This window comes from Kitasatospora sp. NPDC092948 (assembly GCF_044754805.1).
Lineage (GTDB): Bacteria > Actinomycetota > Actinomycetes > Streptomycetales > Streptomycetaceae > Kitasatospora.
Genome location: NZ_JBIVPU010000004.1, coordinates 144,396 through 167,614, shown reverse-complemented (window position 1 = coordinate 167,614; position 23,219 = coordinate 144,396). Strand labels below are relative to the sequence as shown.

At 72.8% G+C, this 23,219-nt stretch carries 18 protein-coding genes; 5 read left to right on the top strand and 13 right to left on the bottom strand.

Annotated features, from left to right (window positions below):
- Positions 1-51: 51 nt before the first annotated feature.
- From ACIQF6_RS14295 to ACIQF6_RS14280, 4 genes are all read left to right on the top strand, one after another.
- Complete coding sequence (locus tag ACIQF6_RS14295) at positions 52-1,011, top strand: metal ABC transporter substrate-binding protein (RefSeq protein ID WP_400894198.1); 960 nt, start codon at positions 52-54, stop codon at positions 1,009-1,011.
- Positions 1,012-1,090: 79 nt separating this feature from the next.
- Positions 1,091-1,918 (top strand): metal ABC transporter ATP-binding protein, encoded by an 828-nt coding sequence (locus ACIQF6_RS14290; RefSeq protein WP_400894196.1) that lies wholly within the window; start codon positions 1,091-1,093, stop codon positions 1,916-1,918.
- Entirely contained in the window at positions 1,915-2,985 is a 1,071-nt protein-coding gene (locus ACIQF6_RS14285) for a metal ABC transporter permease (RefSeq protein ID WP_400894194.1), read from the top strand. Before ACIQF6_RS14290 ends, ACIQF6_RS14285 begins: the two co-directional genes overlap by 4 nt.
- A 35-nt stretch (positions 2,986-3,020) precedes the next feature.
- Positions 3,021-3,440 (top strand): Fur family transcriptional regulator, encoded by a 420-nt coding sequence (locus ACIQF6_RS14280; RefSeq protein WP_400894192.1) that lies wholly within the window; start codon positions 3,021-3,023, stop codon positions 3,438-3,440.
- Positions 3,441-3,574: 134 nt separating this feature from the next.
- On the opposite strand, the gene ACIQF6_RS14275 is transcribed toward ACIQF6_RS14280, so the two are convergent.
- The 4 genes from ACIQF6_RS14275 to leuA form a co-directional block, all read right to left on the bottom strand.
- Positions 3,575-4,405, bottom strand: coding sequence for an isoprenyl transferase (locus ACIQF6_RS14275; RefSeq protein WP_400894190.1), 831 nt, complete (start codon positions 4,403-4,405; stop codon positions 3,575-3,577).
- 2 nt (positions 4,406-4,407) lie between these two features.
- Entirely contained in the window at positions 4,408-5,154 is a 747-nt protein-coding gene (gene recO / locus ACIQF6_RS14270; protein ID WP_400894188.1) for a DNA repair protein RecO, read from the bottom strand.
- A gap of 259 nt (positions 5,155-5,413) precedes the next feature.
- On the bottom strand, positions 5,414-6,079 hold the full coding sequence (locus ACIQF6_RS14265; RefSeq protein WP_400894186.1) for a TerB family tellurite resistance protein: 666 nt from the start codon (positions 6,077-6,079) through the stop codon (positions 5,414-5,416).
- A gap of 353 nt (positions 6,080-6,432) precedes the next feature.
- Positions 6,433-8,217, bottom strand: a complete 1,785-nt coding sequence (gene leuA / locus ACIQF6_RS14260) for a 2-isopropylmalate synthase (protein ID WP_400894184.1) — start codon at positions 8,215-8,217, stop codon at positions 6,433-6,435.
- A gap of 375 nt (positions 8,218-8,592) precedes the next feature.
- Between leuA and ACIQF6_RS14255 the strand changes: the two genes are divergently transcribed.
- A complete protein-coding gene (locus ACIQF6_RS14255; protein WP_400894182.1) occupies positions 8,593-8,859 on the top strand; it encodes a protealysin inhibitor emfourin in 267 nt (88 codons plus the stop codon).
- Between the two features lie 96 nt (positions 8,860-8,955).
- Here the strand turns inward: ACIQF6_RS14255 and ACIQF6_RS14250 are convergent, their stop codons facing one another.
- From ACIQF6_RS14250 to ACIQF6_RS14210, 9 genes are all read right to left on the bottom strand, one after another.
- Positions 8,956-9,792, bottom strand: coding sequence for a phosphate ABC transporter ATP-binding protein (locus ACIQF6_RS14250; RefSeq protein WP_400894179.1), 837 nt, complete (start codon positions 9,790-9,792; stop codon positions 8,956-8,958).
- A 157-nt stretch (positions 9,793-9,949) separates the two neighbouring features.
- On the bottom strand, positions 9,950-10,912 hold the full coding sequence (locus ACIQF6_RS14245; protein WP_400894177.1) for a sortase domain-bontaining protein: 963 nt from the start codon (positions 10,910-10,912) through the stop codon (positions 9,950-9,952).
- Entirely contained in the window at positions 10,909-12,720 is a 1,812-nt protein-coding gene (locus tag ACIQF6_RS14240; protein ID WP_400894175.1) for a hypothetical protein, read from the bottom strand. The genes ACIQF6_RS14245 and ACIQF6_RS14240 overlap by 4 nt, the downstream gene beginning before the upstream one ends.
- 263 nt (positions 12,721-12,983) lie before the next feature.
- Entirely contained in the window at positions 12,984-14,588 is a 1,605-nt protein-coding gene (locus tag ACIQF6_RS14235) for an Ig-like domain-containing protein (protein ID WP_400894173.1), read from the bottom strand.
- A 38-nt stretch (positions 14,589-14,626) separates the two neighbouring features.
- Positions 14,627-15,628, bottom strand: coding sequence for a hypothetical protein (locus ACIQF6_RS14230; RefSeq protein WP_400894171.1), 1,002 nt, complete (start codon positions 15,626-15,628; stop codon positions 14,627-14,629).
- 203 nt (positions 15,629-15,831) lie between these two features.
- Positions 15,832-18,441, bottom strand: coding sequence for a hypothetical protein (locus tag ACIQF6_RS14225; protein ID WP_400894169.1), 2,610 nt, complete (start codon positions 18,439-18,441; stop codon positions 15,832-15,834).
- On the bottom strand, positions 18,438-21,458 hold the full coding sequence (gene pstA / locus ACIQF6_RS14220; protein WP_400894167.1) for a phosphate ABC transporter permease PstA: 3,021 nt from the start codon (positions 21,456-21,458) through the stop codon (positions 18,438-18,440). The genes ACIQF6_RS14225 and pstA overlap by 4 nt, the downstream gene beginning before the upstream one ends.
- Positions 21,455-22,480 carry a phosphate ABC transporter permease subunit PstC gene (gene pstC / locus ACIQF6_RS14215; RefSeq protein ID WP_400894164.1) on the bottom strand — a complete coding sequence of 342 codons (1,026 nt, stop codon included), beginning with the start codon at positions 22,478-22,480 and terminating at the stop codon, positions 21,455-21,457. Before pstC ends, pstA begins: the two co-directional genes overlap by 4 nt.
- Positions 22,477-22,908 carry a hypothetical protein gene (locus ACIQF6_RS14210; RefSeq protein WP_400894162.1) on the bottom strand — a complete coding sequence of 144 codons (432 nt, stop codon included), beginning with the start codon at positions 22,906-22,908 and terminating at the stop codon, positions 22,477-22,479. Before ACIQF6_RS14210 ends, pstC begins: the two co-directional genes overlap by 4 nt.
- Positions 22,909-23,219: the final 311 nt, after the last annotated feature.

Here is a 23,219-nt window from a genome sequence, read left to right as displayed (position 1 = left end):
CCCCCGAATGCAAGTTGACAATCATTTCCACATAAGATGAGAATGGTTGTCATGAAGAATCGCCGCCTGTCGACCTCGATAGCCTTCGCCGCCACGACGGCGGTCGGTGCGCTCCTGCTCTCCGCCTGCGGTGGCACCAGTAGCGCCGTCGGGAAGGACGGCGGGCAGCTGAACGTGGTGGCGTCGTTCTACCCGATGGAATTCCTGGCCCGGCAGATCGGCGGCGAGCACGTCAAGGTCACCGACCTGACCGCCCCCGGCGTGGAGCCGCACGACCTGGAGCTCACGGCCAAGCAGGTCGCGGCCGTGCAGCGGGCCGACACGGTGATCTACCTCAAGGGCCTGCAGCCGACCGTGGACAAGGCAGTGGCGCAGACCCACCCCAAGCACGTGGTGGACGCCACCGCGGTCTCCCCGCTGGTGGACCACCACCTGGACGAGGGCGCCACCGAGACCGACGGCCACGACGGTGAGCACGAGCACTCCGCCGCCACCGGCGACCCGCACATCTGGCTGGACCCGACCCGGTACGCGGCGGTCGCGAAGAGCGTCGGCGCGGAGCTCGCCCAGGTCGACCCGGCGAACGCCGCCGACTACCAGCGCAACACCGACACCGTGGTGGCCCGACTTGCCACCCTGGACCAGGAGTTCCGGGACGGTCTGCAGAACGTCAAGACCAAGACGTTCATCACCAGCCACGCCGCCTTCGGCTACCTCGCCGACCACTACGGCCTGAACCAGGTGGCGATCAACGGCGTCGATCCGGAGGCCGAACCCACCCCGTCCCGGCTGGCCGCGATCCAGCGCGCCGCAAAGGACAACGGCGCCACCACGGTGTTCTTCGAGGCCCTGGTCAGCCCCAAGCTGGCCAACACCGTAGCCGCCGACCTGGGCCTGAAGACCGCTGTTCTCGACCCCCTGGAAGGGGTCAAGGAGCCGGACAAGAACGACTACTTCTCGGTCATGCGGCAGAACCTCGACAACCTGAAGGCCGCCCTCGGCGCAAGCTGACCGACCACCACTGAGCCGACCCACCGACCCACCGACCCACCGACCCGAACCAAGCGGCGCAAGCCGAGCGAGGAACACCATGAGTACTGTCATCTCCACGGCAGACTCCGACCGGCTGCGGCCGTCCTCCGGCGAGGACACCGGGCCGGCGGTCGTCAGCCTCCGGGGCGCGGTCGCCACCGTCGGTGGTCGGCCGGTGCTGCGCGGCGTCGATCTCACCGTCCGGCCGGGCGAAGTGGTGGCGCTGCTGGGTGCCAACGGGTCCGGCAAGTCCACCACCGTGAAGAGCGTCATCGGATCGGTGCCGCTGGAGCAGGGCAGCCTGGAGCTGTTCGGGACACCGCGGCGCAAGTTCCGGGCCTGGCACCGGGTCGGATACGTGCCGCAGCGCACCACCGCGGCCGGCGGGGTGCCGGCCACGGTGCGCGAGGTGGTCTCCACCGGTCGGCTGCCGCAGCACGGGCTGCTGCCGTTCCGCCGCAAGGACCGCGCCGCGGTGGACCGGGCGCTGAGCGCCGTCGGCATGCTGGACCGGGCCGGCGACGGCGTCGCCAACCTGTCCGGTGGGCAGCACCAGCGGGTGCTGATCGCCCGTGCCCTGGTCGGCCTGCCCGACCTGCTGATCATGGACGAGCCGATGGCCGGCGTCGACGTGGACAGTCAGCAGGTGCTCGCCGACATCCTGCGCAGCGAGGTGGAGCGCGGCTGCGCGGTGCTCCTGGTGCTGCACGAACTCGGCCCGCTGGAGCCGTTGATCGACCGGGCCGTGGTGCTGCGCGACGGCTGCGTCGCGCACGACGGGCCGCCGCCGCGGGGCGTCGGCCAGCACGCGCTGCCCGGCCACGACCACGTCCACCCGCACGCGGACGACCACCACCACCGCACCACCCAGGGGCTGCTGGCATGATCGAGATGTTCCAACCCGACTTCATGCAGCGGGCGTTCCTCGCCGCCCTGCTGGTCGGCATCACCGCCCCCTCGGTCGGCATCTACCTGGTGCAGCGCCGCCAGGCGCTGATGGGCGACGGCATCGGCCACGTCGCGCTGACCGGTGTCGGCCTCGGCTTCCTGTTCCAGGCCAACCCGATCTGGATGGCCGTCCTGGTCTGCATCCTCGGCGCGATCGTGATGGAGCTGGTCCGCGCACGCGGCAACCAGCGCGGTGACATCGCCCTGGCGATGCTGTTCTACGGCGGCATGGCCGGCGGCAAGCTGCTGGTCTCGATGAGCAGCCAGGCCGGTTCCGGCAGCCTGGAGAGCTACCTGTGGGGCTCCATCCTCACCGTCTCCCCCGGCGACCTGGCCGTGATCGGCGGGCTGGCGGCGGTCGTCGTCGCGGTCACCGCGGGCCTGCGCCGCCAGCTGTTCGCGGTCTGCCAGGACGAGGAGTTCGCCCGGGTCACCGGCCTGCCGGTGCGGGTGCTCAACCTGCTGCTGGCGGTGATGGCCGCGGTCACCGTGACGGTCGCCATGCGGGTGGTCGGCCTGCTGCTGGTCAGCGCGCTGATGGTGGTCCCGGTCGCGGCGGCCCAGCAGCTGACTCGTTCCTTCGCGGCCACCCAGGCCGCCGCGGTGAGCGTCGGCGTGGTGACGGCCCTGCTCGGCGTCGGCACCTCCTACCAGGCCGACCTGCCCTCCGGCCCCACCATCGTGATCCTGGCCATCCTGGCCTTCGCCCTGTTCAGCGCGGTCGCCGCACCGCTGGCCAGGCGTCGACACCGGAACCGGATCGCCGCCGAGCACGGCCCGGCGGTCTGCGACGTCGTACTGCCCGGCCAGGGCGCGAGCGCACCACGTTCGACCGGCCGGGGCCCGAACGCGCAACGCCCGGCCCCCGCCGACCTGGCCGCAGAGGCTGCGGAGGGCACGGAGGCCGCGGAAGCCGCCACCGGGGCGGCCCGGGCGTCGGCAGGCACGGCGGTGCCGGCGCCGCTGTCGGGGGAGACGCTGTCAAGTCGGGGGCTGGCACAATGATGTGCGAAACCCAGCCGATCAGCAGGAGGACCCCGGTGACCACCGCAGGCCCGTCGCCGCGCGCGCGATCGACTCGGCAGCGCACCGCCGTCTCGGCGGTTCTGGACGAGATCGAGGATTTCCGGAGCGCGCAGGAACTGCACGACATGCTCAAGCACCGGGGCGACTCGGTCGGGCTGACCACCGTCTACCGGACGCTCCAGTCCCTCGCCGAGGCCGGTGAGGTGGACGTACTGCGCACCGCCGAGGGCGAGGCGGTCTACCGTCGGTGCAGCAGCGGGCACCACCACCACCTGGTGTGCCGGCACTGCGGGGCGACCGTCGAGGTCGAGGGTCCGGCGGTCGAGCGCTGGGCCAACGCGGTCGCCGCCGAGCACGGGTTCAGCGACATCGCGCACACCCTGGAGATCTTCGGCACCTGCGGCGAGTGCGCCGCGAAGCAGCAGCCGGAGTAGGCGCCCGGCAACGCGGAGGGCCCGGATCGGAACAGTCCGATCCGGGCCCTCGCCGTACTGGCGGCCGCGACGCCGGTCAGCACTGCGGCAGAACCTCGACGCCGGCCCGCGCTGCGGCGGAACCTCGGCGCCGGTCAGCGCTGCGGCGGAACCTCGGCGTCGACCTCGTTGGGGAGGGCCCCGCCGAAGCGGCGGTCGCGGCGGGCGTACTGCTCGCAGGCGCGCCACAGGTCACGGCGGTCGAAGTCGGGCCAGAGCACGTCCTGGAACACGAACTCGGCGTACGCGGACTGCCAGGCCAGGAAGTTGGAGGTGCGCTGCTCGCCGCTGGGGCGCAGGAAGAGGTCCACGTCCGGCATGTCCGGGTAGTAGAGGTACTTCGCGAACAGCTTCTCGTTGACCTTCTCCGGGTTGAGCTTCCCGGCGGCCACATCGCGGGCGATGGCCAGGGCGGCGTCGGCGATCTCGGCCCGGCCGCCGTAGTTGACGCAGAAGTACAGCGTCATGGCGTCGTTGTTCTTGGTCTGCTCCTGGGCGATCTGGAGCTCCTGGACGACGCTCTTCCACATCTTCGGCATCCGGCCGACCCAGCGGATCCGGATGCCCATGGCGTCCATCTCGTCGCGGCGGCGGCGGATGACGTCCCGGTTGAAGTTCATCAGGAACTTCACTTCTTCCGGGGAACGCTTCCAGTTCTCGGTGGAGAAGGCGTACAGCGAGAGGTTCTTGACGCCGACCTCCAGGCAGCCGCGCAGCACGTCGAGGACGACGCCCTCGCCGACCTTGTGGCCCTCGGTGCGGGGCAGGCCGCGCTCCTTGGCCCAGCGGCCGTTGCCGTCCATGACCACCGCGACATGGTTCGGGACCAGCTCGCCGGGGATCTTCGGCGGCTTCGCGCCGCTCGAGTGCGGGGCCGGGACTTCGTACGTCCGCTGCTTGCTGCCGAACAGGCGTCGCGCGACCATGTTCACTTCTCCACGTATCTCATCGAGCGGATGCCCCGCTCCAAGTGCCACTGCAGGTAGGCGGCCACCAGCCCGCTGCCCTCGCGCCAGTACCGCGGCTCGCAGGAGTCGGCGGTCTTCCAGTCCCCGGACAGCAGCGCGCCGAGCAGTACCAGTGTCTCAGGGGAGGGTACGGCACTTCCGGGCACCCGGCAGTCGCCGCACAGCACACCGCCGGCCTGGAGGGAGAAGAACCGGTTGGGGCCGGGAAGTCCGCAGCGGGCGCAGTCGGTGAAGCTCGCGCCGTAGCCGTTGACGGCCAGCGAGCGCAGCAGGAAGGCGTCCAGCACCAGGTGCGACTGGTGGGTGCCGTCGGCCAGCGTGCGCAGGCCACCGACCAGCAGCAGGTACTGCTGGACAGCAGGCTGGCCCTCGTTCTCGGCGAACCGCTCGGCGGTCTCCAGCATCGCGGTGCCGGCCGTGTAGCGGGTGTAGTCGTCGACGATCCTGGCGCCGTAGGGGGCGATGGTCTCCACCTGGGTGCACAACGGCAGGGTGCGGCCGACGAGTTCGCTGCCCCGGCTGAAGAACTGGATGTCGACGTGCGAGAACGGTTCGAGGCGCGCACCGAACTTCGACTTGGTCCGGCGGACGCCGCGCGCCACCGCCCGGACCTTGCCGTGCTGGCGGGTCAGGAAGGTGATGATCCGGTCGGCCTCGCCGAGCTTCTGGGTGCGCAGCACGATGCCGTCGTCGCGGAAGAGACTCATGGTGGTTCCCATTGTCCCGTACCCCACCGACAGCCCGGGCGGCACCGGACGGCGCGCAGCCGTGAACCCGCACCGGGGCGTGGGGCTTTCACCCGTACGGTGCGGGACACGGCGGGCCCGGGAGGGGGGTACGGGCCCGGCTCATGGGAGCGACGGAACGAACGGGCGAAACGGGACAGCGGAACAGGACGGCGGAACAGGACGTCATGCAAGAACGTCAGTACGGGGACGCCAAAGCAGGGACGTCAGTGCGGGGACGTCAGTGCGGGGCGCGGGTGGCGGCCTCCAGCAGCCGGTCGACCTGCGCGGTGCCGAGGTCGAGGCAGCGGCCGACCACGCCGAGGGCGGCCCGCTCCTGCGGGAGGTAGCGGCCGTCGGCGAGGGCGACCATCGCGCCGAGGGTGAGGAGGCGTTCGCGGCCCTGGACGAGCAGGTGCGGGGCGAGTGGTTCGAGCGCGGCGTGCAGTTCGACGGCCAGGCCGCCGCCCTCGACGTCCACGTCGAGGGGTTCGCCGCTGCTGTGTCCGGAGAGTGCGGCGAGCGCGGCCAGCACCTGGGCCTCGCCGCAGTCGTCGAAGCCGGCTTCCTTGATGACGGTGCAGGCGGCCTCGCGTCCGCTGCGGCTGCCGGTGCCACCGGCGGCGAGCGCGGCCAGCGCGACGGTGTACTGGGCGTCGCGGAGCATCGCGCTGAGCCGGACGGAGGTCAACTGGTCCAGGACCTCGGTGCTGTGGCGGCCGCGGCAGGACGTGCACTGGACGCTGCGGACCACGCCGCCGAGCGGCAGGACCGGAGTGCCGAGCAACCGCAGCCACCGCCGGCCGTGCTGCCGACGGTAGTTGCGGTCCCCGCCGCAGCCCGGGCAGAAGAATTCACCGAGGACATCCGTCCGCCAACGAGGGCGAACACCCCACAACCCTGTCACGGCGCCACTCCCCAGACATGGCAGGCGGCCTGCACATCAATGGGCAGGTCACGCGACCGGACGCCGTGGCCGTCCCACCGACCCCGGTTCCGGTCCGTCGATGTTGCCATGGTTACCGGCTCGTGTCAGCACCCTGAACGGGTGCCGAGGGGAAAATTTGTGACCGGGGCCACACCCCACCGGGCGCAGCCCCGACACTATCTGACGGAACGTCAGCAAGCAGCTCCACGCGGCCTGTTGACCACGGTCCGGCCACCTGCCGAACAGCCCGACCGATACGGCATTCCGGCCGCACCGCCCGGGCCGCCCCGACCGCGGGCCCAGTCCCGCCGAACAGCCCGGCCGACCGCGGTTCAGTCGCGCTGCGCGGCCCGGTTGACGGCGCTGACCAGAGCCTTCAGCGAGGCCAGCACGGTGTTGCCGTCGATGCCCACGCCCCACAGCACCTTGTCGCCCACGGCGCACTCGACGTACGCGGCGGCCTGCGCGTCGCCGCCCTCGCTCAGCGCGTGCTCGGCGTAGTCCAGGACCCGGACGTCGATGCCGATCGAGGCCAGCGCGTTGACGAAGGCGGAGACCGGGCCGTTGCCGGTGCCGGTCAGCGTGGCGGGGGTGCCGTCGACGACCGCCTCGGTGGTCAGCGCGTCGCGGCCGTCCTCGGTGGTCAGGCTGCGCGAGCCGCTCAGCGAGATCCGGCCCCACGGGTTGGCGGGGGTGGGCAGGTACTCGTCCTGGAAGACCGCCCAGATGTCGCCGGGGGTGACCTCGCCGCCCTCGGCGTCGGTCTTGGCCTGGATGATCTTCGAGAACTCGATCTGCATCCGGCGCGGCAGGTCCAGCTTGTGGTCGTTCTTCAGCACGTAGGCGATGCCGCCCTTGCCGGACTGCGAGTTGACCCGGATGACCGCCTCGTAGCTGCGGCCGACGTCCTTGGGGTCGATCGGCAGGTAGGGCACGCCCCAGGTGTGGTCGCCGACCGGCACGCCCGCCGCGGCGGCGTCGGCCTCCAGGGCGTCGAAGCCCTTCTTGATGGCGTCCTGGTGCGAGCCGGAGAAGGAGGTGAAGACCAGGTCGCCGGCGTAGGGGTGGCGCTCGGGCACCGGCATCTGGTTGCAGTACTCGGCGGTGCGGCGGATCTCGTCGATGTCGGAGAAGTCGATCATCGGGTCGACGCCCTGCGAGAACAGGTTCATCCCGACGTTGACCAGGTCCAGGTTGCCGGTGCGCTCGCCCTGGCCGAACAGGCAGCCCTCGACCCGGTCGGCGCCGGCCATGACGGCCAGCTCGGCGGAGGCGACGCCGGTGCCGCGGTCGTTGTGCGGGTGCGCGGACACGCAGACGAACTCGCGGCGCGACAGGTTGCGCGACATCCACTCGATCTTGTCGGCGTAGACGTTCGGGGTGGATCGCTCGACGGTGGTCGGCAGGTTCAGGATGATCTCGCGGCCCTCGCCGGGCTGCCAGACGTCCATCACCGCCTCGCAGACCTCCAGCGCGTAGTCCAGCTCGGTGTCGATGAAGATCTCCGGCGAGTACTCGTAGCCGAAGACGGTCTCGTCGCCCAGGATCTTCTCGGCGTACTCCATCACCAGCCGGGTGCCGTCCGTCGCGATGGCCTTGATCTCGTCCTTGCTCGCCTTGAACACCACCCGGCGGAACATCGGCGAGGTGGCGTTGTACAGGTGGACGGTGGCCCGCGGGGCGCCCTTCAGCGACTCGACGGTGCGCTCGATCAGGTCCTCACGGGCCTGGGTCAGCACCGAAATGGTGACGTCCTCGGGGATCGCGTCCTCTTCGATCAGCGAGCGGACGAAGTTGAAGTCGGTGGCGCCGGAGGACGGGAAGCCGACCTCGATCTCCTTGTAGCCCAGCTTCACCAGCAGGTCGAACATCTTGCGCTTGCGGGCCGGCGACATCGGGTCGATCAGCGCCTGGTTGCCGTCGCGCAGGTCGGTGGACAGCCAGCGCGGGGCCTGGGTGATCACCTTGCTCGGCCAGGTGCGGTCCGGCAGGTCCACGGTGCCGAAGGGTACGTACCGGTGGAACGGCATCCCCGAGGTCTTCTGCTGCACGCTCGCGGCGGTGATCGGGGTCGGACGGTCGACGAACGCGCGGGCGACGGAGGACTGTTCGGTCATGGCTGGGGCTCTCGGCTTCCCTTGTCGAAGGCGGTCTGCGGTCGGGGGATCAGGACACCCGACTCGGCCGACTGGATGCGCCACGACAGCTGACGCTGGGCGCAACACGACTCCCCGCGGCGAGGGGGCCGGCCTTCACTGGACTACAGGCCCTCGCCGCGGCAGCTAAGAAGAAGCAGCCGGATACGCATGATGTCGTCACTGTAACCCGGGCGACGACCCGGCCGCAGTGACGCCCGCCACGATCCCACCCAGTGAGACGGCGTCCGACTGCCGGACGGCCGGGGAGCGGCCGGCGGGACAGCTGCCCGACCGGTGCGGCAAGTTGGTGAAAAGCCTCGGCAAACCCCTTCGCCGGGCTGCACACTGACATCCATGCGTATCCAGGTCACCCGCACCGGCGGGTTCGCCGGCCTGCTCCGGTATGCCGAGATGGACACCGCGGAGCGCCCGGACGCCCCGCACGTGCACGCGCTGGCACGCGAGGCGATGGCCGGCGGCCTGCGCACGCCCGCGTACGGCGTGCCCGACGGCTTCCACTACGAGATCACCGTCGATGGCCGCACCGTCCACTGCGCGGACCCCAAACTGACCGACTCCCAGCGCGAGTTGGTCAGCCTGGTACTCCGCGAAGGCGCCTGACCGCCGCTGTCCGCCGACCGACGGGTGCCCGACCGACGGGTGCCCGACCGCCGGGCGGCGGACAGCGGCGGCGGACAGCGGCGGGCAGCGCGCACCTCAGCCGAAGCGGCCGTTCACGTAGTCGGCGGTGCGCGCGTCCACCGGGGCGGTGAACATCGCCTCGGTCGGTCCGTGCTCCACGATGCCGCCGGGGGTGCCCTGTTCGGCCAGGAAGAAGGCGCACTGGTCGGAAACCCGGTGGGCCTGCTGCATGTTGTGGGTGACGATCACGATGGTGACCTCGTGGACCAGCTCCCGGATGGTCTGCTCGATCCGCCGGGTGGAGGTCGGGTCGAGGGCCGAGCACGGTTCGTCCATCAGCAGCACCTTGGGGCGCACCGCCAATGAGCGGGCGATGCACAGGCGTTGCTGCTGTCCGCCGGAGAGTGCGCCGCCGGGCTGGCGCAGCCGGTCGGCGACCTCGCGCCACAGACCCGCCTTGGTCAGGCACTCCTCCACCAGGTGGTCCCGCTCGGCCCGGGAAGCGCGGATGCCGGTGAGTTTCAACCCGGCCAGCACGTTGTCGTAGATCGACATCGCCGGGAACGGGTTGGGCTTCTGGAACACCATGCCGATGTCGCGGCGGGCCTCGGTGAGCCGTCGGGCGGGGTCGTAGATGTCCGACCCGTTCAGCCGCACCTCGCCGGCCAGGGTGGCACCCGGGATCAGCTCGTGCATCCGGTTGAGAATCCGCAGGAAGGTCGACTTTCCGCAACCGGACGGCCCGATCAGCGCGGTGACCTGGCCCGCCGGCATCTCCAGCGAGACCTGCTCCAGCACTTTGCGCTCCCCGAACCAGGCGGAGATCGCGCGGGCGTCGAGCGTCCCCGCCGGGCTGGGCGCACCGGGCGGGAGGACGGACGCGGTGAGGGCGAGCGGTTCGGTGCTGGTCATCCAGCGCTCCTTGCAGGGTCGGTACGCGGGGTCGGTACGCGGGGTTGACCGCAGGTCGATACGCGGTCGATACGGGTGAGGGCGGCGGCAGCGGACGGGCTCCGGCGCTCCGGCGGCTCCGCCGCTCCGACGGCCCGACGGGCTCCGGCGGTCCGGGTCAGATCAGGTTGGGCAGCAGCCGGGCGATCTCGTCGGCCACCGAGAGGGAGACCGCCGCGAGCACCGGCAGGCCGACGATCCAGGTCGGGCGGCGACCCCACCTGGCCCAGCCGACGGCCAGCGCGACGGCGGCCAGCAGCAGCAGTTCGCCCCACAGCACCAGCGGCATCCAGGCGCCGTCGTCGGTGCCCATCGCGGCCTCGCTCCTCGGCAGCGCACCGGGCGACATCGGCCTCCGGTTGTTCGGCCGGACCTCGGAGATCAGGTCGGCGTCCACCGTCAGGGTGCCGTTGGGGCCGAAGCGCGGGCCCGCACCGGTGACCAGGACCAGCCGCCCGGCGCCGGGCTTGATCGCGGCGGGCAGCGGGTCGCCGGCCCGGCGCACCTCCAACACCCGGAAGGTGCTGGCGCCCTGGCCGGTGGTGACGGTGAAGGTCTCCCCGGCGCGCAGATTGCCGAGGCCGCCGAACGGACCGCCGTAGCCGGCCTGTCGGCCGAGCAGCACCGCGGTGCCGGCCTGGCCGGGCATCGGCGAGTCACGACGGTGCCCGGGGCCGAGCTCCAGCACTCCCCCGGCGGTGCCCTCGCGCACCACCTCGGTCAGCCCGAGCTGCGGGATCTCCAGCAGCGCCACGGGGGTGCCGGGCACCACCGGCTTGCCGTCGCCGTCGAGTTGGCCGATCGGGGTGGTGCCCGTGGCCAGACTCTCGCGCAGGTCGGCGTAGCCGGTCTGGTGGTCGCGCAGGTGCTTGAGGCCGCCGAGCGGGCCCAGCTCCAGCACCAGGCCGATCAGCAGCGCGGCGACGATGGTGAGCGCCGCACCGATCAGCTGCGGGCGGTCCGGCAGGACGCGCGGACGGCGCGCGGGGCGGGCGGCCGGCAGGCCCGGGGCCGGGTACGCGACGGGTGCACCCGGTGCGGCGGGCAGCGCGGACGCGGGGGGCGGCGTGGTGAGCGTCACTTGGCACCCACCCCGGCCTTGTCGGCGGACCCGGCCCTGTCCTCGGCCCCACTCGGCCCGTCCGCCGGGCCTGCCGCGCCGAGCCCGTCCGTCTCCTCTTCCTCCAGCGCGTTCATCGCGTCCACCACGTCCGGTTCGGCGTTCTCCGGCCGCCGTCGGCGCCTGCGCAGTCGCGGGACGGCGGCGGCGCCGAGCAGCAGCAGGCCGCCGGCTGCGGCGAACCAGGGGGCGAGCGGGGCGCCAGAGTCGGCGCGCGCGGTCGCGGTCGCAGTGGCGGGCTTGGTCGCGGGCGGTGCGGCGGGGTCGGCGGCGGCGTCGTGGATGACGCCCTCGGGGGCGACCGCGCCGGCCCTCCAGGTGGTCGGGGTGGTGAAGCTGAGCGTGCCGGTGAAGTCGCGCAGCGAGGCCGGGGCGACCTTGCCGCGGCAGCTGGCGGTGACGGTGTAGTCGCCGCCGAGTTGGCCGGCCCCGGCCCGGTTGGCGACCACCCGCAGGGTGTTGGCGAGCGGGATCACGAATCCTCCGTTGCCGGCGGGCCGGTACGCGGTGGTGGCGGTGGTGCCGGTCAGCGGCGCGCCCTCGGCGGGGAAGCCGGGCCCGGTGATCCGCACCGCGAGGTAGTCGGCGCCGGGATGCGGGCACTGGCCGTCGGTGAGCAGGTCGATCGCGTCGTCGTCGTGGCCGGTGGCGTAGTCGAACGCGAGGGTGCCGGGGGCGATCGGGTCGGCGGCGGCGGCCGGTCCGGCGCCGTCGAGTTGACCGATCGTCAGGACGGCGAGCAGTGCGGCGGTGACCGCGACCGGCGCGGCGGCGGGGCGCAGCGCGGCGAGGCGGCGTTCGCGGCGGCGCAGGCGCAGGACCAGCCAGCCGAGCGCCGCGAGCAGCAGCAGGATCGCCAGCAGGGCCCAGGGCACGGTGGCGAAGCGCTTCTTGTGGACGGTGCTGTGCAGGTTGGGATCGCGGTCGCCGGCCACCGGCAGCGGGTCGATGGTGATGCCGGCGGTGCCCCACAGCGTCGGGTAGGCGCCGGTGACCTGCACCCGGTAGGTGACGGCGCTGCCGGGCAGCAGTTCCTGCAGGTCGGCGGGGGCGGTGCCGGTGGCGGTGGAGCCGAAGGCGTTGGTGACGCGGACGGCCTGCTTGCCGCCGAGTCGGACGTTGCCGGTGTTGCGGACGGTGTAGGTGAGGGTGCTGCGGCCGGAGTCCAGCGGGTTGAGGCTGGGGTGGTAGACCACCGTGGCGTCCTCGACGGACAGTTCGGCCCGCAGGTCGCCGGAGACCCGCACGTTGACCCGGGTGCCGACCCGCTGGTCGACGGCGACGACGTTGCCGTTGGCGTCCTTGTTCTCCTGGCGCAGCGCCAGCACGATGCCGGCGGCGTGGTCGCCGGGGGTGGCGTCGGCGGGCACGGCGAGGGTGAACGGGACGATCTGGCGGCTGCGGGCGGGCAGTTCCACGGAGTCGACCGCGGTGCGCAGCCAACTCCCGGCCCGGGTGGAGGGTTTGCCCTCGGGGAGCACGTCGTAGCCGCCGGTGTCGGTGTTGAAGGCGTCGGCGGGGTAGAGCCGCAGAGTGAGCGGCTGGTCGCTGTAGTTCCAGACCGCGAGGTGGTCCTTGACGATCGCGCCGGGGGTGGCGGAGTAGCCGAAGCTGCCGCGTCCGTCGGGGTCGGTGGCGGTGGCGGGCTGGATGCCGAAGGTCTGCGCCGAGGGTGCGTCGGCGGGCGCGGTCCGCGGTGCGGCGTGCGCGGACGGTGCGCCGAGCAGGAGCAGCAGGGCGGGGAGAAGTGCCAGGAGCCATCGGCGCATCGGCGGTTCGTCCTCGGGTAGCGGTGCTGAACGGGGTTGGCGGTCGGGCCGCCCCGGTGCGGTTCGGGCCACGAACACGGCTGCGCCGTAAGGGTTCCGTGTTCGTGGTGTGCCGATTGCGCCAGGGCGGCCCGACCGCCGGGTGACGGCCCGGCGGCCTCCGGATGAAGGCCGAACGGCAGGTCGGACCGGACGGCGGGTCGGGCCGAACGGCAGGTCAGGCCGAACGGCGGGCCCGGCCGGGTGTCGCGTCGGACGGGGCGTCAGATCGCGGTCAGGGTGAGCACGCCCTGGTAGGTGCCCGGCAGGGTGGAGGTCGGGGCGAGCAGGGTCAGGTCGGCGCCGAGCTTGGCGGTGCCGAGGCCGGTGGCGGTGGCCAGGGTCCGGGAGGACTTGAGGCCGAGCGCGCCGCTGTCGCCGGAGCCGACGGCGTTGGCCGGGTTGACGGAGCCGCCGAGGGTGACCTTGAGGTCGTCGCCCTTGGAGACCAGGTTGGGCGCCCAGCCGAGGTTCTGGGCGTTGATCTCGTTGCTGCCGGAGGTGAACTTCTCGACCTGGCCGCTGACCGACCAGCCGGGCGCGCCGGCCCGGGTGTCGGTGACGGTGACGGTCTGGATCGGGCCGGCCGCGGCGAACCGCGTGGAGTCGCTGTTCAGGGTCAGCGGCGGCAGGGTGACGTTCGTCCCGGCGACGCTGATCACCAGGGCGCCGGGGGCGACCGTGGTGGTGATGGTCTCGGAGGTCGGCGACGGGGTGGTGCCGCCGCCGGGGTTGCCGCCGCCGTTGTTCGCGGCGGTGACGGTGAACGGCACGGCGGCCGAGGTGGAGCCCGCGAACCGGTCGGCGTCGGCCGGGGTGAAGGCGGCGGTGAAGACGTGGTCGCCCTCGGCGAGGGTGCTCAGGGTGGTCTCGGCGACCGCGCCGGCGGCGAGGGTCTGCGAGGCGCCGGCGATCGGGGCGCCGTTGTCGAGGAACTGCACGGTGCCGGCCGCGTCCGGGGCCACGTTGGCGGACAGCTTCACGGCGGTGCCGGCCGGCGCGGAGCCCGCCGGGGAGACCACCAGCGAGGTGCTGGTGGCGGCGGCGCCGCGCGGGCTGACGGTGTAGGCGACGGCGGCCGAGGTGGAGCCGGTGTACGCCGCGTCGGTGGAGCTGAACACCGCGGTCAGGCTGTGCTGTCCCTCGGTGAGCGCGCCGGTCTTCAGCACGGCCTTGCCGCCGGCCACGGCGACCGGGGCGCCCAGCGGGGCGCCGTTGTCGGTGAACTGGACGGTGCCGGCGGCGGCCGGGCTGACGGCGGCGGTCAGGGTGACCTCGCTGCCAGCGGTGGCGGAGCCGTTCGGGGTGGCGGTCAGCGTGGTGGTGGTGGCGCTCTGGGTCGGGCCGCTCGGGTCGGTGCTGGTGTAGGCGGTGGCCGAGGTGAACCAGATCGCGCCGACGAAGTCGCCGAAGTAGGTCTGGCCGATCTTCGCCTGGCAGCGGACGTGGAACTCGTACTTGCCGCTGAGGGTGCTGAAGCCGTTCTTCTGCGCGAAGGAGGCCATGGTGTCGCTCAGCGGGATCGACATCCGGCCCTGGGCGTCGGCCGGGTAGATGGACTGCGCGGCGTTCGGGGTGACGCCGTAGCCGGCGGCCGGGAAGCCCTGGCCGAACACCAGGGCCTGGAGGTTGGTGCCGCCGGGGCAGGTGGCGGAGGTGATCAGATTGATCAGCTCGGTGTCGGTGCCGCTGCCGGGGTTGACGGTGGCGGTGCCGATGACCGGGCTGTCCGCGGCGGCGGCCGAGGCGGCGGACAGCACGGTGGCGCTGCCGGCGGCCAGCAGGGTGGCCGCGCCGAGCGCGACGGTGCGGGTGATGCGGGTGCTCACGACGGAGGTGCCTTTCGCTGGTGGAGGGTCGAGCGGGGTCAGCCGGTGGTGCGGGAGGTGTCGCCGCAGTTGGCGTTGAGGCCGAAGCCGTACTGCTTGATCAGCGCGGACTGCTGGCAGACCAGCGAGTTGGAGCCGACGAAGGCGTCGCTCCACGGGCTGGCGCCGACCTTCGAGGTCGGGATGACGTTGTAGACGTCGCGGGTCGCCGCGGAGCCGGCGTTCAGCAGCAGCGAGGGCACGCCGTTGATGTTGCCGAGCTGGGCGGTGCCGCGGATGTCGGCGATGGTGGCGGAGGACTGCGCGATGTACTGGGCGATGGAGAACGGCACCAGCGAGTTGGTGTCCAGCACGCGGCCGTCGTGCTCCTCGATCTTCTTGCCGCCCTTGGTGTCCGAGACGCACGGGTACTTGCCGCTGGTCACGTCGGCCTCGGTGATGCCGACCACGGACTCCCAGAAGCTGCGGGTGCCGGAGCCGGCCTGCGGCAGCAGCGGGCGCACCGCGTAGTTCGGGCCGGTGCCGACGTAGCCGGGGTCGCAGGTGTAGATGGCGTGCAGGTCGGCGGTGGACAGGTCCAGCGGCAGCGAGGAGCCGGCCGACACCGCGTAGGTGACGCCGTCCACCGCGAACGGGACGTAGGTCAGGCCGGGGGTGACGGCGCCCAGGCTGAGGCTGGAGGAGCGGGCGAAGTCGACGCAGCCGTTGCCCTTGTTGAGCTCGTTGACCAGGGCGGTGCGGCCCGCGCCCGAGCCGTTCGGCCGGGCCAGGCCCTGGCAGGCGGAGTTGGCCTTGGTGGTGATGGTGGCGCTGCCGGTGGCGTCGTACGAGCCGATCACCTTCTGGCCGTTCAGGGTGACGGTGCCGGCGATCGCGTTCATCACGCCCTGGGTGGTGTCGGAGCCGACGCCCGCCAGCTGGCGGTAGAGCGGGGTGCCGTTCGGGTCGGCCTGGGCGGTGCCGGTGCCGGCGATCAGCAGGCCGAGGCCGGTGACGACGGTGGCGGCCTTGGCGAGCTTGCGCTTGGTCTGCGCGTTCATGGGCGTGAATCCCCTTGTTCGGGTGCGGAACGGTGCGAAGCGACACAAAAGGTGTGGTTCCGGGCAGCACGGAGCCGGGCTCCGGCTTGGTGGGGCCTGAGGTGGTGCGGGAGGGGGGGTGCGGGTGGTCGAGGGGTCGTCAGCGGCGCAGCCGCCACTGCCGGGGGATCGTCAGCGGCGCGGTCGCCGCTGCCGAGGGGCCGTCAGCGGCGCAGCCGCCGCAGCACCCTGGGTCCGGCGGCCGCGGCGAGCGCGGCGAGCAGCCCGGTCAGCAGCGCCCCGCCGAGCAGGTGGCGCAGCACGCCGACGTCGGTGCGGTCGGTGCGGCCGACGGCGGCCGCGGGCGCGGCGGGCTCCAGCACCGTCGGGGTGTGCTCGGGGGCCGGCGCGGCCGGGGCTTCGGCGTCACCGACCGGGCCGGAGCCGGTGGTCCCGGTACCGCCGGCGGCGCCCGTCGAGCCGCCGCCGGTGTTCGGCGAGGTCCCGGGCTGCGGTTCCGGGACGGCGGCGTCCTCGGGGACGCCGGCCTTCTGCTCGATGGCGTCGGCCGCCGCGAGCGCGCGTCGGCGCATCGGCTCGGTGAGCGGCGCGTAGCCTTCGGCGAGCTGTCCGGCGGCGACGCCGGGCTGCTGTCCCCCGGCCATCGCGTAGCGCAGCAGCGCGGCGTAGGACTTGCCGGCGTCCCGGTCGAGTGCGCTGGGCACGGTGGCGGCGTAGGTGATGGTGGTCAGCGGGTAGCCGCCGGGCACCGCGGCGGTCGGGTCGACGATCGGGGCGCCCACCTCGCCGGTCGGCACAGCAGCCGCCTGGGCGAGCATCGACCGGTTGTCGGGTGCGATGAACTCGCCTGCGGCATTGCGCAGTTGGGCGGTGTTCAGGCCGTAGCGGGCAGCCTGGGCGGTGGTGGTGACGGCGAGCACCCCGCGCAGGCCCTGGGCCTGCGGGGCGGCCTTCTTCAACGCGGGCGGCAGCGCGGTGGCGTCCCACACCGACCTGGCGAGGGTGTCGCCGCGGGCGGTGCTGCGGGCTCCCTCGCGCATCGAGCCGGCGTACGGGTGGCCGTCCAGGTTGCACCACTCCGGGCGGTGGTCGGGGTCGTCCGGGAAGGCCAGGCAGTAGCCGTCCGGCTTGGGGTAGTTGGAGCGCGGCATCTCGACCTTGCCGAGGGTGAACTCCGGGTTCACCCGGTCGCCCCACCGGGGGTCGACCCGCCCGCTCAGGAACGCCCTGGCGTCGGCGTCGGCGAGCACCCACTGCCAGAGCATCCGGGCCGGGTCGCCCTCGCCGGAGGGCACCAGGATCTCGGCGATCCGGGACGGGAAGTACAGGACGGCGAACTGCGGGTTGAGCTCCAGGAACTCCGGGTCGGAGGTGAGGTCCAGCGGGTTGCCCTCGGGGATCGTCGGGTCTCCCGGGTTGACCGAGTAGCGGTAGCTCTGGCTGAGCAGCTTGGCCACCAGCCGGGGCGTCAGTTTGAGGTCGGTGATCCGCCGCCCGTCCTGCTGCCGGATCTCGGGCGGGGTCTTCGAGTACGACTGGCTCTCCACGTTGAAGGAGACGGCCAGCCCGGAGACGGCCAGCGGCGCGTACACCGGGGTGCGACCCTCGGCCTGTTCGGCCTTGGGCAGCGGGGCGCCGACGAAGACCAGGCCCGGGTCACCGCGGGTGAGCCGGGCGCGCGCCAGGTCGTCGGTGATCTGGGTGTAGCTGAAGATCCCGCCGGCCTGCCGGCACAGCACGGGTTGCCAGCGCCACACCGTCTCGGCGGCCACCTCGGTGCCGGCGGTGGCGCGTTCGGCCGCGCCGATCGGGCAGGACAGGCCGACCGGTTCGAAGTGCAGCGGCACCACCATCCGCCGGTCCCAGTTGGTCTGCGACAGCGGCGAGGACTGCAACTGCCCGGACTGGCCGACCGGGGGCCTGCCGTCCACCTCCAGACCGCCGCGCGGCACGATCACCAGCCAGCACCTGCGGCCCTCGGCGAACGGGCCGGGTTGCCCCTTGGGGGTCTCCCCGCAGCCGAGTCCGGCCGCCTCCATGCCGGTCTGCACCTCGAAGAAGACCTGCCCGGTGCCGTCCGCCCCGGTCGGCGCGAAGGGCACCTCGTTGGTGGACTGCACGTCGTAGAACTGGCTGCTGCCCTGGGTCTCCTCCGGGTCGCCGGTGACCGAGCGGAACGGCACGTACTGGTTCTGGTTGTCGGTGCGTTCCGGCAGTTTCTCCGCCGGGTCCTTCAAGGCGCCGTAGTTGAGCTGCCTGCTGGGCACGTACGCGCCGCCCCGGCTGTCGCCCTTGGTCGCCCCGTACTGGCACTGGGTGCGGTCCGGACCGTCGCCGTCGCCCCAGCACTGCATCAGGGCCAGGTAGTTCTGGCCGAACACCATCGGACTGGGCGAGGTCGGCTTTCCGCCGCTCCAGCTGACCGTCACCACCTGGTTCACCAGGTGGGTGGTCTGCGAGACGGTCACCCTGAGGTCGGCGAACTCGCCGCTCCCGGAGACGGTGACGGCGTCCGTGCCGGCCTCGGCCGCGGTGGCCGCTGCGGCCGTCCGGCTCCCGGCCTGCCCGCCCGTACCGCCGGCCTTGCCCGAACTGCCGCCGGTGGACGGGGTGTTGACGGGGTCGATGCCGACCGGTCCGCCGGTCACCGGGTCGACCGGGATCCGCGGGGAGGCGCCCTGCGCGTCGGCCACCCGCACCGGCGGCGCGCCCGGGTCGCGGGACAGCACCACCCCGCCGGCCGCCGCCAGCACCAGCCCCAGCACGCCGACGGTGCGCACCGCCCGCTTCACCGCGAAGCCTCGCCCGCTCATCGGCCCTCCTCCCCGTCCACGGCCTTCGGCAGCACGGCGGTCGGCGCGTCGGCCGACGCCGCCTGCTGCGGGACCTGCTGCACCGGAGCCGCCGCCGGCGCGGAACCGCCCGCCGGGACGAAGCCGCCCGCGGTGCGCGCCGTCCGCCCGGCGACCAGCGGGGGCAGCACGATCAGCGCGACCAGCAGCCCGCCCGCCAGCGCCATCAGGGTGTACCGCAGCCCGGAGCCCGCGCCCCCGGCGATCGCCACCGAGTCGGCGGTGTACTGCTGCCCGGACGATCCCCCGCCGCTGCCCGCCGGGTCGCCGTCCGCACCGCCGGAGCCGCCTGCGCCGTCCCCGGCGCCGCCGCCCGCGGCGGGATCGCCCGCCGCTCCCCCGCCGGACCCGGCGCCCGGCGCCCCGCCGGAGCCCGCCCCGCCTCCGGAGCCCGCGCCGGCGCCGCCCGTCTTGCCGGCGTTGCCGTTGCCGGAGCCCGAGCCGTTGCCGGAGGTCGGGGTGGTCTTCTTGTTGCCGCCGGTGCCGGTGGCGCACTGGGTGGTGGAGCCCTGCTTGTCGCAGTCCTGCGGCTTGTCGGCGCTGTCCGCGTACGGGTTGCTGCCGCCCGGGCCGAAGGTCGGGTTGGTGCACTTGGCGGCGTCGAAGGGGCGGGCCTCGCTGCCGGGGACCTTGGCGAGCTGCTCGAAGCCGGACTGCACCAGGTTGGGTGTCAGCGGCGAGTAGCCGAGCCCGTCGGCCTGTTTCTGCCCCTCGCACAGGAAGTAGTAGCCGAAGGCGGCCAGCGTCTTGCCCTTGGCGGCGGTGAAGGTCTTGCTCTCGCCGGTGTGCACGGCCATGTAGGAGTACGAGGAGAGCGGGTAGGCGCGGCTGTCGGCGGCGTCGTAGACGCTGTCGAGCTGCTGGGTGAGGTCGGGGTTGATCTTCACCTGCTTGAGCGCGACCGCCACGTTCTTGCCGTTGGGCTCCACGTAGTAGCCGGCGGCGTTGAGCATCTTGACCACCGGGAAGCGGGAGTTGAGCGCGTACGAGTACTCGACGTAGGTGATCGCGCCGACGTTGGCGTCGTTGGCGACGGCGTTGGCGACCGCCACCGAGGTGCTCAGCGCCTGCCAGCTGGAGCCGGACGGCACCGGGTAGAAGGAGGTCATCCCGCAGGGCGCGTTGCGCGGGGTGTGCCGGCAGTAGTCGTCCCAGATGCCGCTCTGCTTCTTGCTCATCCAGGTGGTGAACTGCGCGGTGGTGCCGGAGCCGTCCGAGCGGACCACCGGGCGGACCGGGGTGTCGGGCATCTTCAGACCCGGGTTCTCGCTCTGGATCTGCGGGTCGTTCCACCGGGTGATGCCCCCGGTGAAGATCTTGGCCAGCGACTCGCCGGAGAGCCGCAGGTTGGTGACCCGGGTGTTGCCGATCTTCAGGTTGTACATGAACGAGGTGCCGCCGGCCACGATCGGCAGGTAGGCGTAGTTCCACGGCGGCGGCGAGTCGAACTGCCCGCCGTCGTTGAGGCCGTAGGGGATCTCGGTGACCGCGAAGTCGGTGGCGCCGTTCTTGAACTGGTTGCGGCCGTAGCTGGAGCCCTGGGCGTCGAAGTCGACGGTCATGCCGTACTGGCGGACGTTGCTGACCCAGGAGTCCACCGCGTTGGAGCTCCAGGTGGAGCCGGCGCCGGAGATCCGCTGGTAGCTGTCGGCCGCGGCGCGCGGCGCGGCGCCGAGCACCGCCGAGGCGGCGGCCAGCGCGAGCACGGTCAGCAGGGTGAGGGTGCGGGAGAGCGCGCTCCTGGACACGGGGGCCTTTCGGGCGGTTCGGTTCGTCATGGATGCGGCCTGCGGCTGCGGGTCCGTCGGCCGCGGCGGGTTCATCCGCCGCAGGTCCTGGTACGAGCGCAGCTGACGGCGCCGCTGCTGACGGCCGGTCAGCTCGCCCGGGCCGCGCCCGCCGATCAGCCGGGCGATCAGGAACAGCAGCAGCACCAGGGCGAGCAGCACGGCGGCGGCCCCGAAGGCCCGCGCCCTGTGCAGGTCGGAGGGGAGCTTGATGAGCGTGAAGGCCATCAGCGGCAGCGAGGCCTGGGCGCCGTCGGTGGGGTCGAGGTTGAGGTTCTTGGTGTAGCCGGAGCACAGCAGCACCGGGGAGGTCTCGCCGATGCCGCGGGCGGCGGCCAGGATGATCGCGGTGGCCAGGCCGGACCGGGCGCTGGGCAGGGTGACGCTCCACACGGTGCGCCAGCGGCCGGCGCCGAGCGCGTACGAGGCCTCCTTGAGCGAGCCGGGGACCAGCCGCAGCACCACGTCGGAGGCCCGGATCAGGATCGGCAGCATCATCACCGACAGGGCGACGCCGGCGGCCAGGCCGGAGCGCGGGAAGCCCAGCGAGATCACCAGCACCGCGTAGATGAACAGGCCCGCCAGGATCGAGGGCAGCGCGGTCATCGCCTCGACCAGGGTGCGCACCAGGCGGGCGAACCGGCCGGGCACCTCGCTGAGGAAGACCGCGCAGGACAGGCCGAGCGGGACGGTGATGGCCAGCGACAGCGCGATCTGGCTGAGCGTGCCGACGACGGCGTGCAGGGCGCCGCCCTGGTCGAGCGGGTCGGCGGGCCCGGCCTCGGAGAGGTCCTGGGTGTAGAAGTTGAGGTGCCGCAGCGCGGTGAAGCCGTGCCAGAAGACGTACACCACGAGCCACACCAGGATGCTCAGCAGCAGCACGGCGACGGAGTGGACCACGGCGGCGGCCAACCGGTCGCGCACCGCCAGCCTGCCCTCGTCGCGCAGCACCAGCGCGTACAGCGCGAGGAAGCACAGCCAGCTGACCACCACGAAGCCGACGGCGCCGCTGAACGGGGCGATCCGCTGGAACAGCAGGCCGCTGAGCGCGATCGCGCCGGCCAGGCTGCCCCACAGGGCCCAGCGGTCGGTGGCGCGTCGGCCGCCGGTGCGCCGGCGCGGGCCGTCGGGCCGCGTCGCGGCCGCGGCGCGGTCGACGACGGTGGTGCGGCGGGGAGTTGCGGTGGTCACGAGCTGGCCCCCGATCGGCTGCGGGCCACCACGGCGGCCGCCGCGAAGTTGACCACCAGGGTGAGCAGGAAGAGGGTGAGGCCGGCGGCCATCAGCGCGGAGATCGAGAAGTCGCTGGAGTCGCCGTAGCGCAGCGCGATCAGCGGGGCGACGGCGCTGCCGCCGGTCTGCAGGATGTGCGGCTGGATCTCGAAGTGCATGGAGAGGATCAGGTAGACGCTGATCGTCTCGCCGAGCGCCCGGCCGAGGCCGAGCATGGTGCCGCCGATGATGCCGCCACGCCCGAACGGCAGGACCACCGAGCGGATCATGCCCCACCGGGTGGAGCCGAGCGCGTAGGCGCCCTCGCGTTCGCCGGCCGGGGCCTGGTCGAAGACCTCGCGCATGATGGAGCACATGATCGGGGTGATCATGAAGGCCACCACGGTGCCGGCCATCAGGCTGGAGGCGGTGTAGACCAGCGGCGGGGTGACCGGGTCGTGGACGTCGACGTCGCCGCCGACCGAGAACAGCGGGAACCAGCCCAGGTAGGTCGCCAGCCAGCGCGCGATGCCGGTCATCTTGTACTGCAGCAGCACGAAGCCCCACACGCCGTAGACCACGCTGGGCACCGCCGCCATCAGGTCGACCAGCCCGACCAGCGTGCGCTTGAGCTTCCGGGGCGCGTACTCGCTGATGTACAGCGCGCTGCCGAGGGCCAGCGGCAGCGCCAGGCAGACCGCGATGCCGCCGACCAGCACGGTGCCGATCAGCACGGCGGCGATGCCGAACTGGCCGCGCCCGCCGTCCGGGTTCCAGCTCTCCACGGTGAGGAACGACCAGCCGGCGGTGCGCAGCGCGCGGGCGGCCCGCACGGCCAGGTAGCCGCCGACGCCGAGCATCACGGCCAGCACGAACCCTCCGCTGGCGCGGGTCCAGACCAGGAACAGCCGGTCGCCGAACCCGGACCGGGCGGACGGCCGCACCCGTCGCGCGATGTCGGCGTCGGCGTCGGCGGCGACGGGGGAAACGGTGTCGCTCATGCCCCGCTCCGGCGCAGCAGCGGGCGGGCGAGGGGCCGCAGCGGGGCGGCGACCTGCCGGGGCAGCGCGACCGGCGGACGCGGGCTGGGTTCGGCGGAGCGGGCGCCGGCCAGGAACAGACCCAGGCTGTACTGGCATTCGCGCTGCCGCCGGTAGGCGCGGGTGGAGCCGGCCACCGCAGCGCCGTCGACCTCCAGCCGCCAGCGCCAGAGCTGCCCGTGCTCCACGCAGGCCACCACCGGGCGGGCCCGGTCGAGGTCGCGCTGCAGGTCGCCGATCGCGGCGAGGCAGTCGGCGGTGGCGGCGAACCGCCGCTCGCTCTGCCCGAGGTGTCGATTGTTCGCTCCGAGGAGCCGCCAGACGGTGCCGCTGTCGACCCGGTCGGGCCGCGGCGGTGTGCTGACGATGAGGAATCTCGGCTGTCCCATGCCGGTCTGAGCCTTCCGGAGCGTTCATTGGCCGGAGGAGACCGTCTCGACTCCCGGAGGATGCACGGATTCCGAGGCATGAACGCCGGACACGAGCGAGGTGAATGAGAGGTGCGACGATCCTTCACAAATCACGCACCGCTCGTCGGATTCTGACGAACCGTCAACTCTTCCGATTCCACGCTACGTTGACGCACGATCGCGGCCAGGCCGGGCCGACACGGCAGTGGAAGGGAGCCCGGACCGGTCGCCGGATGCGCCCGAATCGACCGGGGGAAGCTTTACTCCGCCCCGGGAACCTCCCGGCGGTC

Bases quoted from the DNA above. Each gene is read 5' to 3' on its own strand.
- ACIQF6_RS14295 (WP_400894198.1), top strand. From the start codon at position 52: ATGAAGAATCGCCGCCTGTCGACCTCGATAGCCTTCGCCGCCACGACG.
- ACIQF6_RS14290 (WP_400894196.1), top strand. From the start codon at position 1,091: ATGAGTACTGTCATCTCCACGGCAGACTCCGACCGGCTGCGGCCGTCC.
- ACIQF6_RS14285 (WP_400894194.1), top strand. From the start codon at position 1,915: ATGATCGAGATGTTCCAACCCGACTTCATGCAGCGGGCGTTCCTCGCC.
- ACIQF6_RS14275 (WP_400894190.1), bottom strand. From the start codon at position 4,405: ATGGTCGCGCGACGCCTGTTCGGCAGCAAGCAGCGGACGTACGAAGTC.
- recO (WP_400894188.1), bottom strand. From the start codon at position 5,154: ATGAGTCTCTTCCGCGACGACGGCATCGTGCTGCGCACCCAGAAGCTC.
- leuA (WP_400894184.1), bottom strand. From the start codon at position 8,217: ATGACCGAACAGTCCTCCGTCGCCCGCGCGTTCGTCGACCGTCCGACC.
- ACIQF6_RS14255 (WP_400894182.1), top strand. From the start codon at position 8,593: ATGCGTATCCAGGTCACCCGCACCGGCGGGTTCGCCGGCCTGCTCCGG.
- ACIQF6_RS14250 (WP_400894179.1), bottom strand. From the start codon at position 9,792: ATGACCAGCACCGAACCGCTCGCCCTCACCGCGTCCGTCCTCCCGCCC.
- ACIQF6_RS14240 (WP_400894175.1), bottom strand. From the start codon at position 12,720: ATGCGCCGATGGCTCCTGGCACTTCTCCCCGCCCTGCTGCTCCTGCTC.
- ACIQF6_RS14230 (WP_400894171.1), bottom strand. From the start codon at position 15,628: ATGAACGCGCAGACCAAGCGCAAGCTCGCCAAGGCCGCCACCGTCGTC.
- ACIQF6_RS14225 (WP_400894169.1), bottom strand. From the start codon at position 18,441: ATGAGCGGGCGAGGCTTCGCGGTGAAGCGGGCGGTGCGCACCGTCGGC.
- pstC (WP_400894164.1), bottom strand. From the start codon at position 22,480: ATGAGCGACACCGTTTCCCCCGTCGCCGCCGACGCCGACGCCGACATC.
- ACIQF6_RS14210 (WP_400894162.1), bottom strand. From the start codon at position 22,908: ATGGGACAGCCGAGATTCCTCATCGTCAGCACACCGCCGCGGCCCGAC.